Source organism: Vibrio sp. WZ-1, from assembly GCF_052037695.1.
Lineage (GTDB): Bacteria > Pseudomonadota > Gammaproteobacteria > Enterobacterales > Vibrionaceae > Vibrio.
In genome coordinates this window covers 36,746-50,591 of sequence record NZ_JBQEQR010000064.1, presented here as the reverse complement: position 1 = coordinate 50,591, position 13,846 = coordinate 36,746, and the positions used below count along the sequence as shown (strand labels likewise).

Here is a 13,846-nt window from a genome sequence, read left to right as displayed (position 1 = left end):
TATAAATCAAAAAGGTTTTTAAATGAGAACTCTCGGCAACATCATCTGGTTTGTATTCGGTGGCGTATTCATGGGTTTGCTATGGTGGTTCTTCGGACTATTGGCATTCATCAGCATCATCGGTATTCCATGGGGACGTGCATGTTTTGTAATGGGTAACTTCTCGTTCTTCCCATTCGGTAAAGAAGCCGTTTCAAGAGACGAATTAACCAATGAAATGGACATCGGTACCAGCCCGCTAGGCGTCATTGGTAACGTAATTTGGTTCGTGTTTGCAGGTATCTGGTTAGCAATCGGTCATGTGCTTTCTGCAGTGGCATGCTTCGTGACGATTATCGGTATTCCGTTTGCACTTCAACACCTAAAACTTGCGGTTATCTCTCTTGCTCCGATTGGTAAAACAGTCGTAACGACTGAAGAAGCCGCGATGGCTCGCTACAACATCAATCGTTAATGTGTTAACCCTCTGAGCACCCTGCTTAGAGGGTTATTCCTGTCAAAAGTAACCCTATTATCGCCACTGCATATTCAATAATGGTTGATTGTATGTTCATACCTTCACCTTAAAAGTTAAAGTTAATCCCTAGCTCAACGCTGTTTTCTTCACTGACCTTAGTCGACCCCGACGAGACTCTATGTTCACCAAATGTGTACTTCACATACGGCTCTACCCATTTCGGTTTTAGCGTGACTCTCACTTCGTGGTTTGTGCGATGACCTCCTTCTGTCAACTTTTTATCGTAGTTATAAGCATAGCCAAAACTGATAAAATCAATTGGCGTATAACTTGCTCCAATCGTATTTTTCCATTCTCTTGTGGTATTTTCGAATGCAGGGAATGACTTACCGAGAACGTTTTTTCTCCATTCATGAGAACTATTGGCGAAAACCATCCAATCGTCACCTAAAGCCGTTCCTGTAAATACACCAGCGTCATACACATCAAATAAATCGGCACGTCCATAACTCACAAAAGCCTCGGTATAGAACTGTCCGAGCATGACACCGTAGCCAGTTCCCAGTTCTAGGTAGCCTGTGGAGTCAATTTCAGCTGAGATATTCCACTCTTCGGTAGCTTGTAAATAACCGCTGGCCGTGACAATCCATTCATCATCTGTATTGGAAACATCCAATCCAAACTCTGGCATCCTATGGTCAGCGGAAAAACAAGGGACAGCAAAGAGCACGCAAAGCAATGTCAACGGTTTACTCATTGGGACAACCTATTAAAAAAGATATGAAATAAAAAAGGAGCCACTTGAATCAAGCAGCTCCTTGCTAATTACCCTTATGCGATAGGCTTACGAACGCTCGGCGCGGTCACGAATCGCTCTTTTTATTTGCTGACGCTGCTCTTGTGACAGAGACTGTACTTTTTGTTTCAACTCTGCGCGTTGCTCTTTTGTTAGGCCATTTTCAGGAAGATTTACAGGACCTTCAATTGGGTTCTCTGGATTTCCTTCAATCGGATTTACCGGTCCGCCTACAATTGGATGCTCTGGCACTGGTTCAATCGGATTTACTGGTCCACCAGCAATCGGATGCTCTGACACTGGCTCAATCGGATTTACTGGTCCACCAGCAATCGGATGCTCTGGCACTGGTTCAATCGGGTTTACTGGTCCACCTTCTATTGGATGCTCAGGTACTGGCTCGATTGGATTTGATGGAACACCGGCAATTGGATGTTCTGGCACTGGTTCAATTGGATGTACAGGATTTAGCTTCACTTCATCCACAACTAATCGACCATCTTCTACGCTCAAGTGGACGAAGCCTTTGTCATTCACAAACACCAATTCATTGTTGCGTACTTCTATATTACCAACCACATTACCTGAAGCGTCTTTCACAACATCACCATCTGTAAAGTAAAGCTCACCGCCAACATTAAATATGGTATTACCTTCTACACCGCGAATAGCTACTGTGTTGTACTCGCCGTTGTCACCTTGAATTGCCATACCATCGAAATGCTCACCTTCAAAGGTTTGAACAGAAGCAACACCTGCTGGCTCACTTGGGGAGTCCGAAGAACCTGATGATGAACAGCCGGCTAGAAAAGATGCTGCGATAACGGCACTTAGTAATTTAACTTTCATGATTTACTCTCTTAATTTGTCGAAATTCAGGGCTGCCTCTTGCAGATTCAGTGGACTCCCTGCCCGATGAAGAGAAGTATATTGAACAGCGTTTTTTGTCTCTAATCGCTTAAAAGAAACCTGCACTTAACGGCGGGTTATTAATAAACAATGGTAGTTAGCTTGATAACTGATGGTTATTATTGTTCGGTTGCAAGGTCAAGATGCCCGACAATAATGTTCGTCACTAGGTTCCTCAACCAATGCACCATTTCATTGCGTCGATTCTTATGATGGTAATAAGCAAGTAATGATGGCTCGACCACCATGCCTTCCAGCTCAATATCAAGCCTACGGAGTTTATACAGCTTATCGACATTCACGGTTTTTGATGCTGGAAACACCATATCTGAATTCGCTACCACATCAATAATTGCTGACGGCAGCTCTGAACGAAACGCGATTTTAGGCTCTACCCCTTTGATCTTCATAATTTTTTCTGAAAAAGAAATATTGGAGTTCCAGTCGGCAGCGATAACCGTCGCAAACTCAAGATGTTGGCAATCAGAAACTCTCAGGCAGTTACCTTTCAGAGGATGGTCTTTTCGAACGTAAGCACAAAATGCATCTTTAACGATCTCTTTCGTCAAGAGCTCTTTGGGGGCATGGTTGATTTCATAATTTACACCAAGGAGTACTTCGTCCTTAATGATCTCATCCATGGTAGAGCGAGACCAGTTAAGCAAATGTACTTGAACGTTAGGTGCCGCTTGTCTGATTGCTTGGAAGATTTCGCTTGCATACGAGCTAAGGATAAATGGTGCTAAGGCGAGCTTAATCGTCCCATTCATCTCCAATGGATTAAAATCTTTAGAGCCATTGAGTGTAATGGATATTTCATCGAGTAACGGTGCAAGGCTTTCAGCTAATTCGTTAGCATATTCAGTCGCTCTCAAACCGTGATGAGTTTTAACAAATAGCTCATCGTCAAAATGATCCCGCAGTCTCTGTAGTGCTTTACTCACAGCAGGTTGGGAAACAAATAAACGCTCAGACGCACGGCGCATATTTCGTTCTTGATGGAGAATGATAAACGTCCTTAGCAAATTGAGGTCGAGGTTGGAGAAGAGGTCTTTTGCCATAAATTCACATCGTTGATAACTTAGGGTTATTATTCAGCATACGAACAGATTTGACGACTTTCCAACCAGCAAACACCAATTATTTGCGATCGATACGTCTTCATGACGGAAAAATAACAAAGAAAGCTAATGCTCTAATCTCACTCTCCTAAACAATAACATTCCCCTATACATAGCGCTGATTATTTAGACTGTATTGATAATGAGCTTACCTACCGTTTGTTCAATCACCAATGTAGATAGGGCCTCATTTATAAGTTACAGTTTGTTACAGCAATCAAAAGTCTTTCATTCCTATACCAAAAATAGTTTAGACGCATAGCAAGGGTTCCTATGATAAACAAAAAAGTCCTCATTCTCTTTGCGCATCCTTCCCAGCATCGCTCAGAAGTTAACGCTCCTCTTTTTAAAGCTGCGAACACTGTTGAAGGCGTCACTTGCGTAGATCTCTACGCTGAATACCCGCACTTCAATATCAACATAGACCGCGAACAGCAGCGTTTGCGTGATCACGATGTGGTGATTTTTCAGTTTCCTTTGTATTGGTACTCGACACCCGCCATCTTAAAAGAGTGGCAAGATTTGGTGTTAGAGTACGGTTTTGCTTATGGCTCGGAAGGAACTGAACTACAAGGAAAAACACTACTCTGTGTGCTCTCTGCAGGCGGTAAAGAAGAAGCGTATAAAGCAGAAGGTTACAACCATTTCACTATTCGAGAATTGCTTGCTCCTATCGAGCAGATGTCTGCGCTCACCGGGATGCATTACATTGCACCATTGGCGCTGTTTGGTTCTCGTACCGCGCAAGAAGAAAACCGAATTGTTCAGCATATAGAGCGTTACAAAACGCTACTTAGTGCGTTAGTCAATGATACGCTGGATCTCAAAGCTGCCGCTTCACTCATCAAACTCAACAGCGCACTCCCACAACTGATTAAGGAAGCGTCATGACAGGGATATTCTTACAAGCCTTCGTTTATCTTATTGCCGCCGTTATAGCCGTCCCTCTAGCAAAGCGTTTAGGTTTAGGTTCGGTACTGGGGTACCTGATCGCTGGTGTGGTTATTGGGCCAATCATTGGATTAGTCGGTGAAGAGACCACGACTATTCAACACTTCGCCGAGTTTGGCGTCGTGATGATGTTATTTCTTGTTGGTTTAGAGCTTGAGCCAAAAATGCTTTGGGCGATGCGTAACCGCTTAATGGGCTTAGGTGGCCTCCAAGTTGGTGGTACTACTGCGCTAATTATGGCAATCGCAATTTACTTTGGTCAGCCATGGACCATTGCACTGGCTATCGGTCTGATCTTTGCCCTTTCATCCACTGCGATTGTTCTGCAAACCTTTAGTGAAAAAGGATTAACCAAAACCGAAGGTGGTCAAAACGCGTTCTCGGTACTGCTTTTCCAAGATATCGCAGTTATTCCAATGCTGGCGTTTATTCCACTGTTGGCACTGCCAGAGTTGGTAGAACAAGCACAATCGGCAGCTCAAGCAGCCGCAGAACATCATGAAGAACTCAGCTTGGTTGCTGGACTTCCTGGCTGGGCTTACGGCATAGTGATTACGGCTTCTATTGCTATTGTCGTTGTTGGCGGACATTTCTTAAGTCGTCCACTGTTTCGCTACGTAGCAAGCTCTGGCCTGCGTGAAATCTTTACCGCAACGGCACTGATGCTGGTGATCGGCATTGCTGCTTTGATGAGCCTAGTGGGTTTATCTCCTGCTCTAGGTACTTTCTTAGCAGGCGTAGTATTAGCGAACAGTGAATTCCGCCATGAATTGGAGTCAAACATTGAACCATTCAAAGGTTTGCTGCTGGGTCTGTTCTTTATAACGGTTGGCGCAGGCATCGACTTCTCAGTACTGTTCAGCGATTTTGGTTTGATCATCGCTCTTACGCTAGGTGTGATGATCCTGAAAGCGGCGATTCTGTTTATTCTTGCTTTCATTTTCCGCATCAAAGGCAGCAACCGATGGTTGTTTACGTTGAGCTTAGCGCAAGCGGGGGAATTTGGCTTTGTACTTCTGAGCTTCTCAGTGCAAAACCACGTGATTCCATTCGAGCTTTCACAAACACTGGCATTGGTTGTTGCGATCTCAATGTTCTTGACGCCAGGATTATTCATCCTGTTCGACAAAGTCATTCTTCCTCGCTTTGAGAGTGAATCTAACGAGCGCGAAAGCGACACGATTGAAGAACAAGGTACGGTCATCATCGCAGGTATTGGCCGATTTGGTCAGATCGTCAATCGCCTATTGGTGTCTAATGGCGTTCAGACGGTTGTGCTAGATCACCAAGCCAGTCAAGTAGATAACATGCGTCAAATAGGTACACGTGCTTACTTTGGTGATGCCATGCGCCCAGACATGTTACACACTGCAGGAATCGAACACGCTGCCGCACTTGTGGTTGCCATTGATAACCAAGAAGCCAGTGTCGAACTGGTCAAATACGTTAAGCACACCTATCCAAAAGTGAAAGTAATCGCTCGTGCGTTTGACCGTGGCCATGGCTACCTGCTCCGCCAAGCCGGAGCCGATATTATCGAATCCGAGACGTACCACTCTGCATTAGAGATGGGTGGACACGTAATGAAATCTCTTGGAATTCACCCATTTTATGTTGAGCAGCAAAAAACAACGTACAAGCGGGTAGAGGATCGTAAATCAGACATGCTTTACGAAGCGTGGGCCGATGACTCTGAGGGCGAACGTTACGATAACAACTTCCGTCAACTGTTTATTCACCTTGAGGAGAGGATGGCTGAAGAGATGCAGAAAGATCGTCACGATAAACTGTCCCGTTCAGAACGCGGTTGGACACCGCCACCGAAGGGATACGCCGACGACTTCAACGAAGACAACGTCCAAGAGCTGCAACCTTGCAAAGAAGTGCCTAAATAAACTCTGAAACCTCCCTCTGGGAGGTTTTTTATCACCCAAGAAAATGGGAAACTACATAAGATCACTCATGAGCATCTCGTATTCCTCATTTGCTTCATCCACAAGATGAGAAAGCTCCAATGCATCGGTTTTGGCAAGAGTAAACTGCCATGGAACTGTGTCTTCCTTCCCACAAATGCGTGTTTGAGCACCACTGCTTTCAAAAGAAAGGTCATCAAATTCGGTGCTATGGTGCTCTTGAAGCTCGACAATTTCTACTTCCAATTTGCCTACAGGATTGACTTCAATATGGGCGTGTAAATCTGGGCTATTCGATAAACAATACTCTCGATGAACTGCAATCATGGCTGCCTCCTTGGTGTGCCAACTGCCAACTCATCAAACAGTGTAGACGAGGGAGTTTGAACGCGGGGTGAAATAATGATGAAGATTGATCCTGAATAAAAATGCAGCAACTTTAATTTCGGACTCCTCCTATTGTTCCGCTCTGCCCCTTAGTTTCTACATGAAATCACTTCTTCGATACGCTCTTCAATTGCTTTTATCGCTAATGTTACCGCCATCGGCACGTGAGCTTGATATGGGTGCAACACATAAATCGGATTCACCTTTGACGCTTTAGCTTGAGGTACAGGTTCAAGAAGCGAGTTCGAGGCCAACATAAAGTCAGGCAAGATCCCAAAACCTAATCCCATTTCTAAAAGGCTCTCTACATCAAACACAGTATTTGCACGATGCTTTACTAAGTATTGAACTTGGTGCTCTTTCTCATCCAAAGAAAAGGCATGAACAATGGGCTCCACCTGCCAGTGTTGAGCGATATAGGAAGTGGCTTCAATGTCAGCATGAGTCTCTTTAGCCCGACATAATACATCACAAAACTGCCCCACTTTACGCTGTTTTATGTTCGAATCACCAGATGCCCCTACGCGCACCGCGAGGTCGATATCCTGCTGAACAATATCCACATGCTTATCATCACTGACTAGATTTAAATGCACATCTGGGTAATCAGAAAAAACGCTCGTTAAAGCAGGGAGCACTATCGGACGCATTAATGCATGTGGCGCAGTGACGGTTAGTTTTCCCGTAGGCACTTGCTTCAACTCTGCCGCTTCTAACCATGCCGCTTCAGCTTGCTTTGTCATTTGCGCACACTGCTGATAAAAACGTTCACCAGCGGAGGTTAATGCTTGCTTTCTCGTTGTGCGTTTGAGCAAACACGTATCTAGCTCTTGCTCTAGCTGCTTCAATGCAGAGCTCAATACCGACTTAGAAAGCTCCAACTTTTCTGCAGCTTTGGAGATCGACCCACATTCAACAATATGAACGAATAGAGACATTAAACGCAGCTTATTCATCGCCTTCCTTATTGTTCTTTTTTACAGAACATTCAATTCTTATTACTTTGTTTTTCTATCTCAATTCTAACCCTATGATTGCTACATAAACAAACACCAATTAAAGGATATTCAGGATGACTCAATCAGTTTTAGAACGCGCTCAAGCAGGCATTTCAGCATGGCAAATCGCTTTCAACAATCAAGATGCTGCGGGCTGTGCAGCACAATACGCTGAAGATGCGGTTATGATTGCAAAACCATTTGGCACCTTTGAGGGACGTGGAGCGATCCAAGCATTCTGGCAAAACATCATGGACCAAGGTTTTAACAGCGTGGACTACACCAACACTAAGTGGGAAAAAGACAGCGAAAATGGCTACATTCTTACGTCAGATTGGACGATGAACAAGGCGTTTGGTGTCGTGCACAAAGAGTTGTGGGAAATTCAAGAAGATGGCCTATCTCGCCTCACTTACGATGAATTTGAAGTGCTTGGCGAGCGATAAGCTTTAAGTCTTTCAGAATAAAAACCCCCAAGCCGAAACTTGGGGATTTTTGTTTTTCAGTTTACTTAATTACATTAAGCAAAGATGAAGGTGTATAGGTAACCTGCGCCCATTGCCATCGTTAAGATAACGAATAGGAAGGCTGCAATCATTTGGTTCTTAAAGATTGATTTCAACAAAATCACTTCTGTAAGACTTGCACCTGCGCTACCAATGATAAGAGCCATTACTGAACCCAGTGCCATACCTTTTTGTACTAGTGCTGCGCTTAGTGGAATTACGGCCTCTGCACGGATGTACAATGGAATACCAATAATTGCTGCTACTGGAATCGCGTACCACTTCGCTTCACCTGCGTACTCCGCAATAAGATCCGTTGGGATGAAGCCGTAAATGAATGAACCAATCGCAATACCCATCATCAGGTAAGGGAACACTTGTTTAAAGTCTTTCCAAGTTGAGTGCCAAATACGTACCCAGCGGCTAGGTTCTTTTTCTTCCACGATTGTTGCTGTTGCAGTACCGTCTGATGAACAGCAAGACACTTCCACTTTAGGCTCTGCTTTTGGTTCGCTATCACCACAACAAGATGTTTTTGCTGCAACTGGTGCAGATTCGCCACAGGCACTGGTAGTGCAGCTTGATACTGGTTTCGCTTGTTCTTTTTTCTTGCTTGAATCACCGCAAGATGTACCACATGAAGAGGTGCCTGCTGCTTCGTACGCTTCTGGTTTTACGTAACGTTCAAAGCCCAGCTTTTCTAGTACATAGCCCGCAACCACAGACACCGTCATTGCGATAGCAAAGTAGAATACCGCGACTTTCCAACCAAAGGTCACCACAAACAAGCCAATGATCACTGGGTTAAGCAGTGGACTTGCAAATAAGAACACCATCATAGGTCCGAAACCTGCTCTTGCACGCAATAGACCTTTCAAGAAAGGAATCGTCGAACACGAACAGAAAGGCGTAATCGAACCTAATAGCGCAGCAATGAAGTAGCCTTTACCCTTTTTCGAGCTCAGGATCGATTGAATTTTTTCTGGCGTTAGAAAATCTTGCAACACACCCACAATGTAGCTAATCGCTAGGAATAGGATGATAAGTTCGGTTGCTAGAAACGCAAACATATCAAGCGCTTCCTTAGCCATAGTCATGATTTCTGGATTCATATTGATTCTCCTACTGATGTCACATCAGTAACTGTAAATTTCCTAATGAAGCTGAACTCTTCATTTCTATTTTTCTCGAATTATAGAATTAAAAAACAATGCGTCAACCATTATATTTCGATAAATATCGAAATATAATTTTAATTCTTATTTATCAACAAATTAACTATTGAAATTTTCTTGTTTGCTATTCATCCACACTTTCACTATCATCGAAATGTATTTATCATCTGTCATTCCAAGAGGTCAGTATGGAACTCGAAGCTGTAGCAAAAGCGCTCAAAGAGCTAGGACACCCTACTCGTTTATGTATCTATAAAGAGGTGGTTAAAGCGGGCTACGAAGGTATCGCAGTTGGTGGCGTACAAGATAAACTCGGCATTCCAGCCTCTACCCTTTCTCATCACATCTCGAGCCTTGCCTCAGCAGGCTTAATCAGTCAGCGCCGTGAAGGTCGCACTTTGTATTGTGTCGCTGAGTATGAATGCTTAGATACGGTGATTGGCTTCCTACGCGACGAGTGTTGCATCAATGAAAACTGCTAACCTTGAATCGATTTGGAGCGAATACGAACACGCTATTCATGCTTTCTTACGCTCTAAAGTCAGTAATGAAGACGACATAGACGACTTAAAACAAGAGATCTTACTCAAGACGTATCAGAATCTTGGGGACATTCGCGACGTATCAAGCGTGAAATCATGGCTATTCCAAATCGCCAATAACGCCATCATCGATTTCTACCGTAAACGTGCGCGAAATCAGCGTGATAATGATCTCGTCGCTGACGATCTTTGGTTTGAAGAACAAGAAGCGAGCCTTAAACAAGAACTCTCGAAGTGCATTGCGCCGTTTGTGCAGGCGCTACCAGAAGAGCAATCGCAACTGCTCGCTTCTATTGAGCTCGAAGGCATGAGTCAGAAGAAGCTAGCAGAACAACAAGGCATCAGTTACTCGACTCTCAAATCACGCGTACAAAAAGGACGTGTAGAATTGAAAAAGCTGTTTGAAGAATGTTGTAGCTTCTCATTCGACAAGCAAGGTCGTATGACAGATTGCAACCAAAACGGTTCTTCATGCGATAAGTGCTAGCCTCGCGGTATACACCATCTCGAATTAAATACTAATAGCTTGGCGGCTTCTTTGCCGCCGCCGGTCTATGAACTCCCTCACAGCTTTGCCCCACCATTAGTTATCTCATTTGCTATCTTACTGAATAGTAAGCTTTACTTCTTTTGCTTTAAGGAAGAAGGAATCTCGTATTTATGATCTCACTAAGAGAACTCACCAAAGAAAACTACCTAGACTGTATTCGTCTCAATCTGCATCCAGAACAAGAAGAAAATCTTGCCTCCAACGCGATTACGATTGCTCAATCACGCTTTGAAACCGACTACCGGCTGAAAGTGATTTATGAGCGAGAGACGGTGATCGGTTTGCTTGCTTTTTGCCATGAAGATGAACCACTCGATTACTCCATTTACTGGCTATTTCGTTTTATGATCGACAAAGATCATCAGAACAAAGGCTATGGCAAGCGAGTACTAAGCTTACTTGTTGAAGAGGTGAAGCGACTTGGCGGTAAAACCCTACTTACGATGTACAAGCCAACCAATCAGCAGGCAGGTAAGCTTTATCGTGCGTTTGGGTTTCATGAAGATGGCGTACTTGATGATGGTGATATTTCATTAAGGTTGGGGCTGAACTAATCTAATACGGCCCCACTAGATAAGCTTTCGAGTGTTAAGCTTGCTTATCAAACCACTCGGTCACCAATGCCACCAGCTTTTGATGCACAGGGCTTAGCGTGTTGCCTCGTTTAAGTAACACGTACCCTGCACGACCTTCATTCGCCATAAAATCAATGTTTAACGGCACAAATTCACCTTTTTCATCGTGAGCTTGCACTAAGTGATGTGGAAGCAAGGCAAAGCCCTCATTTTTCAATAATCGCATCAATACATCGATGTTGCTGATGCGAGAGATGTTGGGCGACATCACCTGCTGGTTGCCTAGTGCACTCGTGCTGAAATTCTCAGCGATGTATTGATGATGTGACGCAAGATCTTGCAAAGTCACAACGGCTTTCTGAGCTATCAGGCTTTGCCTATGGGCGTAAAAGGTAAACTTAGGATAGCCCAAGTTAATAAACGACATTCCTTCGGTTGGAAATGCTTGTCCTCGGTTAAGTACCACTGCAAAGTCCGCTTGTTTCGCCATTAGCATCTCTAACGCTTCATCACGGCTTCGATGCAACCAATGAATCGCAGTGTTCTTATATTGCTTGCGCAGAGACAGGTCGATATCCGCTATGGCATCACACGGCACCGACATATCATGGCAAATCGTTATCTCCGGGATATCTCCTTGAGAGTAGCTGTCACAAGAAAGCTCTAAAGACTGCATTTGGTAAAGAATGTGCTTGGCTTGAGTAAGTAACGTCGCCCCTACTTCCGTCAAGACTGGCGTTCTTCCTTTGCGTTCAAATAAGGTTACATCCCAATCAATTTCTAGATCGCTGACTTGATGGTGAAGCGTCGCTCGGTCTTTCCCAACAACCCTCGCGGCTTGGCTGAATGAACCATGCTCAGCGACAGCAACAAATGCAGTAAGTTGGTCGAAACTGGCTCTAGGCATAAGAAGCTCCTCAAACAATGAACTCGTTTATCTTAATTCAATCCGATTCTGAATGTTGCAATATTTGCAACAAAACTGAGATTACATGATGAATAGCAGAGGTAATAATGAGCACATATTGAAACGTTACGAGGGCAATTCAATGAAAGGTTTTAGCAAAAAGGTACTTCTAGCAGCATCTGTCGCAATGGCAATCGGCAGCATCTCTACCGCCGCCAATGCGTGTTCACGTTTGGTTTGGGAGACTCAAGAGCACGGGGTATTTGTTTCTCGTACTATGGACTGGATGGAAGCCAACCAGCCAACCATCGATGTACGTCACGCTGGTCAAACCTACCGTGGCTACGATAAAGGCGATGCGCTTACGTGGACATCGAAATACGCTTCCATCGGTGTGAGTATTTACGGCGTGGGCATTATTGATGGCTTCAACGAGAAAGGCTTTGCGGCTAATGCATTGTTTTTAGACGAGGAAAACCCAGGCGCACCACAAGCTGGCAAACAACAAATCGAAAACTCGCGCTTTGTCGCCTATTTGATTGATAGCTTCGCGTCCGTTGATGAAGCGTTGAAGAATCTAGATTCAATTCAAATCCAACAGTTCAGCCACAATGGCATCGAAATGAAGGGACATTACTCATTAGAAGACGCAAGTGGTGACTCTGCTGTGTTGGAATACATCGACGGCGCTTGGCAAGTTCATCATGGCAAACAATATGACGTGATGACTAACAGCCCAGAGTACGCGCAACACTTGAAAAACTGGCAAGAGGCACAGCCAAAAGCGAAGAGTGACGTGAATGGCGAGTTCCCAATTCCGGGTAACATCAACTCTGCTCAGCGTTTTATCTGGAACAGCTACATGAAGGATCAACTTAAAGAACCGAGTAGCTACACTAACGGCATTGCTAAACTCGACAGCGTGACCTATAAAATCCCATTGGATGCGGCAAACCGCCCAGTCAACGGAGAAATGCGCGGCTACGCTACGCTTTACGGTTTGGTATACAACCTAGACCAAAAAGTGATGAACGTGCGTTACCAGTATGACGACAGCTACACGCAGTACTCAGTGGACTTTAACAAGTTAAACGATGGTTATAACTACACTATAAAAGCCGACTTACCCAATCTATTTGGTGATATTTCATCTCGCTTAGAAAAAGGCGATGGTGTGATGGGTCAGCACTTGATTAAGTAATAACTTTGAGAAGGTTGCCTTTAGCAACCTTCTCAACTTGAACTTTATATTTCTCGATTTAGTGAGTCGATTACCGCCGTCAAATTATCTTCACCCAAAGCGACAATTTGCTTTTCCTGCTCACTAAGCCTTTCAAAAGCGTCCTGTATTTCACGCTCATCAATAAGTGCTCGATGCATATATAGTTCTTTATACACCATCAACCTTTTTTGGGATTCTTTTACCAACCACCCCATATCTAGATTGCTTTCTTTGCAATGCACTCTTAACTCATCTACTAGATCATCTAAAATGCGTTGCATTTTGCGATCTTTTAATCGCCATTTGTCTGATAATTTTCTGTTATGTATTTTCATTTGCCGCAAACTGACTGAATAATCTACGTTTTTATTAGAACAGCATTTTTATAAAAAATTCATTTGCGGGTAAATACGTGCTAGTTAACTTGGTCCACAATTTGCGTCGTTTAGGTCAAATCTGTCCAAATGGAGCGCTTATGCATATTGACCCAATCGTTGAAGTTCTTATTCAAAGAAGGAAAGAACAAGGCGTTTCCAGAGAAAAAATGGCTCAAGCAGCAGGAATGAGCTTAAAGACATATCAACGCATTGAAAGGGGGGAGTCTGACATGAAGCTCTCCCAGTACAGAGCAATTTTGCGTGCACTGCAACTGACAGATCTAGACGTAGCTTTAGATATTCGAGATATTGGTCATGTGGTCGCTGAGGATGTCCTAACTGCCGCTCGCTTGCTCAGCCCGGATGCTCAAACGTTGCTCACGAAGTTAATTTTCCTTGTCCATAAAAACTCTAACCATTAATCGGCTAACGTTCTATTCGTCACACAAGAAAACAACGC

General features: G+C 44.0%; 17 protein-coding genes. 9 read left to right on the top strand and 8 right to left on the bottom strand.

All coding sequences use genetic code 11. The annotated features are described in order from the left end of the window. Positions 1–22: 22 nt before the first annotated feature. Positions 23–454: a YccF domain-containing protein gene (locus tag ACTS60_RS07535; RefSeq protein ID WP_005433505.1), complete on the top strand. Its 432-nt coding sequence runs from the start codon at positions 23–25 to the stop codon at positions 452–454. Positions 455–563: 109 nt separating this feature from the next. On the opposite strand, the gene ACTS60_RS07530 is transcribed toward ACTS60_RS07535, so the two are convergent. From ACTS60_RS07530 to ACTS60_RS07520, 3 genes are all read right to left on the bottom strand, one after another. Then, positions 564–1,214 (bottom strand): hypothetical protein, encoded by a 651-nt coding sequence (locus ACTS60_RS07530; RefSeq protein WP_440887734.1) that lies wholly within the window; start codon positions 1,212–1,214, stop codon positions 564–566. An 87-nt stretch (positions 1,215–1,301) separates the two neighbouring features. Further along, on the bottom strand, positions 1,302–2,102 hold the full coding sequence (locus ACTS60_RS07525) for a zona pellucida protein alpha (RefSeq protein ID WP_440887733.1): 801 nt from the start codon (positions 2,100–2,102) through the stop codon (positions 1,302–1,304). A 179-nt stretch (positions 2,103–2,281) separates the two neighbouring features. Continuing rightward, positions 2,282–3,223, bottom strand: coding sequence for a LysR family transcriptional regulator (locus ACTS60_RS07520; RefSeq protein WP_440887732.1), 942 nt, complete (start codon positions 3,221–3,223; stop codon positions 2,282–2,284). Between the two features lie 333 nt (positions 3,224–3,556). On the opposite strand from ACTS60_RS07520, the gene ACTS60_RS07515 reads away from it, so the two are divergent. After that, complete coding sequence (locus ACTS60_RS07515; protein ID WP_440887731.1) at positions 3,557–4,174, top strand: NAD(P)H-dependent oxidoreductase; 618 nt, start codon at positions 3,557–3,559, stop codon at positions 4,172–4,174. Next, on the top strand, positions 4,171–6,129 hold the full coding sequence (locus tag ACTS60_RS07510; RefSeq protein ID WP_010451161.1) for a monovalent cation:proton antiporter-2 (CPA2) family protein: 1,959 nt from the start codon (positions 4,171–4,173) through the stop codon (positions 6,127–6,129). Before ACTS60_RS07515 ends, ACTS60_RS07510 begins: the two co-directional genes overlap by 4 nt. A gap of 51 nt (positions 6,130–6,180) precedes the next feature. Here the strand turns inward: ACTS60_RS07510 and ACTS60_RS07505 are convergent, their stop codons facing one another. Together ACTS60_RS07505 and ACTS60_RS07500 are read right to left on the bottom strand one after the other, a co-directional pair. Then, positions 6,181–6,474, bottom strand: coding sequence for a hypothetical protein (locus ACTS60_RS07505; protein ID WP_010451159.1), 294 nt, complete (start codon positions 6,472–6,474; stop codon positions 6,181–6,183). Between the two features lie 149 nt (positions 6,475–6,623). After that, on the bottom strand, positions 6,624–7,490 hold the full coding sequence (locus ACTS60_RS07500) for a LysR family transcriptional regulator (RefSeq protein WP_440887730.1): 867 nt from the start codon (positions 7,488–7,490) through the stop codon (positions 6,624–6,626). Positions 7,491–7,606: 116 nt separating this feature from the next. Between ACTS60_RS07500 and ACTS60_RS07495 the strand changes: the two genes are divergently transcribed. Continuing rightward, a complete protein-coding gene (locus ACTS60_RS07495) occupies positions 7,607–7,978 on the top strand; it encodes a YybH family protein (protein WP_088879360.1) in 372 nt (123 codons plus the stop codon). 74 nt (positions 7,979–8,052) lie between these two features. On the opposite strand, the gene ACTS60_RS07490 is transcribed toward ACTS60_RS07495, so the two are convergent. Continuing rightward, positions 8,053–9,150 carry a permease gene (locus ACTS60_RS07490; protein ID WP_440887729.1) on the bottom strand — a complete coding sequence of 366 codons (1,098 nt, stop codon included), beginning with the start codon at positions 9,148–9,150 and terminating at the stop codon, positions 8,053–8,055. A gap of 251 nt (positions 9,151–9,401) precedes the next feature. Between ACTS60_RS07490 and ACTS60_RS07485 the strand changes: the two genes are divergently transcribed. The 3 genes from ACTS60_RS07485 to ACTS60_RS07475 all read left to right on the top strand — a co-directional run bounded on the left by ACTS60_RS07485 (position 9,402) and on the right by ACTS60_RS07475 (position 10,859). Next, entirely contained in the window at positions 9,402–9,695 is a 294-nt protein-coding gene (locus tag ACTS60_RS07485) for an ArsR/SmtB family transcription factor (RefSeq protein ID WP_005433559.1), read from the top strand. Next, positions 9,682–10,242, top strand: coding sequence for an RNA polymerase sigma factor SigZ (sigZ, locus tag ACTS60_RS07480; protein WP_440887728.1), 561 nt, complete (start codon positions 9,682–9,684; stop codon positions 10,240–10,242). The genes ACTS60_RS07485 and sigZ overlap by 14 nt, the downstream gene beginning before the upstream one ends. 173 nt (positions 10,243–10,415) lie before the next feature. Beyond that, positions 10,416–10,859: a GNAT family N-acetyltransferase gene (locus ACTS60_RS07475; protein ID WP_440887727.1), complete on the top strand. Its 444-nt coding sequence runs from the start codon at positions 10,416–10,418 to the stop codon at positions 10,857–10,859. A 34-nt stretch (positions 10,860–10,893) separates the two neighbouring features. Here the strand turns inward: ACTS60_RS07475 and ACTS60_RS07470 are convergent, their stop codons facing one another. After that, positions 10,894–11,787 (bottom strand): LysR family transcriptional regulator, encoded by an 894-nt coding sequence (locus tag ACTS60_RS07470; protein ID WP_010451145.1) that lies wholly within the window; start codon positions 11,785–11,787, stop codon positions 10,894–10,896. Between the two features lie 142 nt (positions 11,788–11,929). Here ACTS60_RS07470 and ACTS60_RS07465 point away from each other — a divergent pair, with 142 nt between their 5' ends. Next, positions 11,930–12,988, top strand: a complete 1,059-nt coding sequence (locus ACTS60_RS07465; protein WP_440887726.1) for a linear amide C-N hydrolase — start codon at positions 11,930–11,932, stop codon at positions 12,986–12,988. Positions 12,989–13,032: 44 nt separating this feature from the next. Here the strand turns inward: ACTS60_RS07465 and ACTS60_RS07460 are convergent, their stop codons facing one another. Beyond that, entirely contained in the window at positions 13,033–13,290 is a 258-nt protein-coding gene (locus ACTS60_RS07460) for a hypothetical protein (RefSeq protein ID WP_010451142.1), read from the bottom strand. 194 nt (positions 13,291–13,484) lie between these two features. On the opposite strand from ACTS60_RS07460, the gene ACTS60_RS07455 reads away from it, so the two are divergent. Next, positions 13,485–13,808, top strand: coding sequence for a helix-turn-helix domain-containing protein (locus tag ACTS60_RS07455; protein WP_440887725.1), 324 nt, complete (start codon positions 13,485–13,487; stop codon positions 13,806–13,808). Positions 13,809–13,846: the final 38 nt, after the last annotated feature.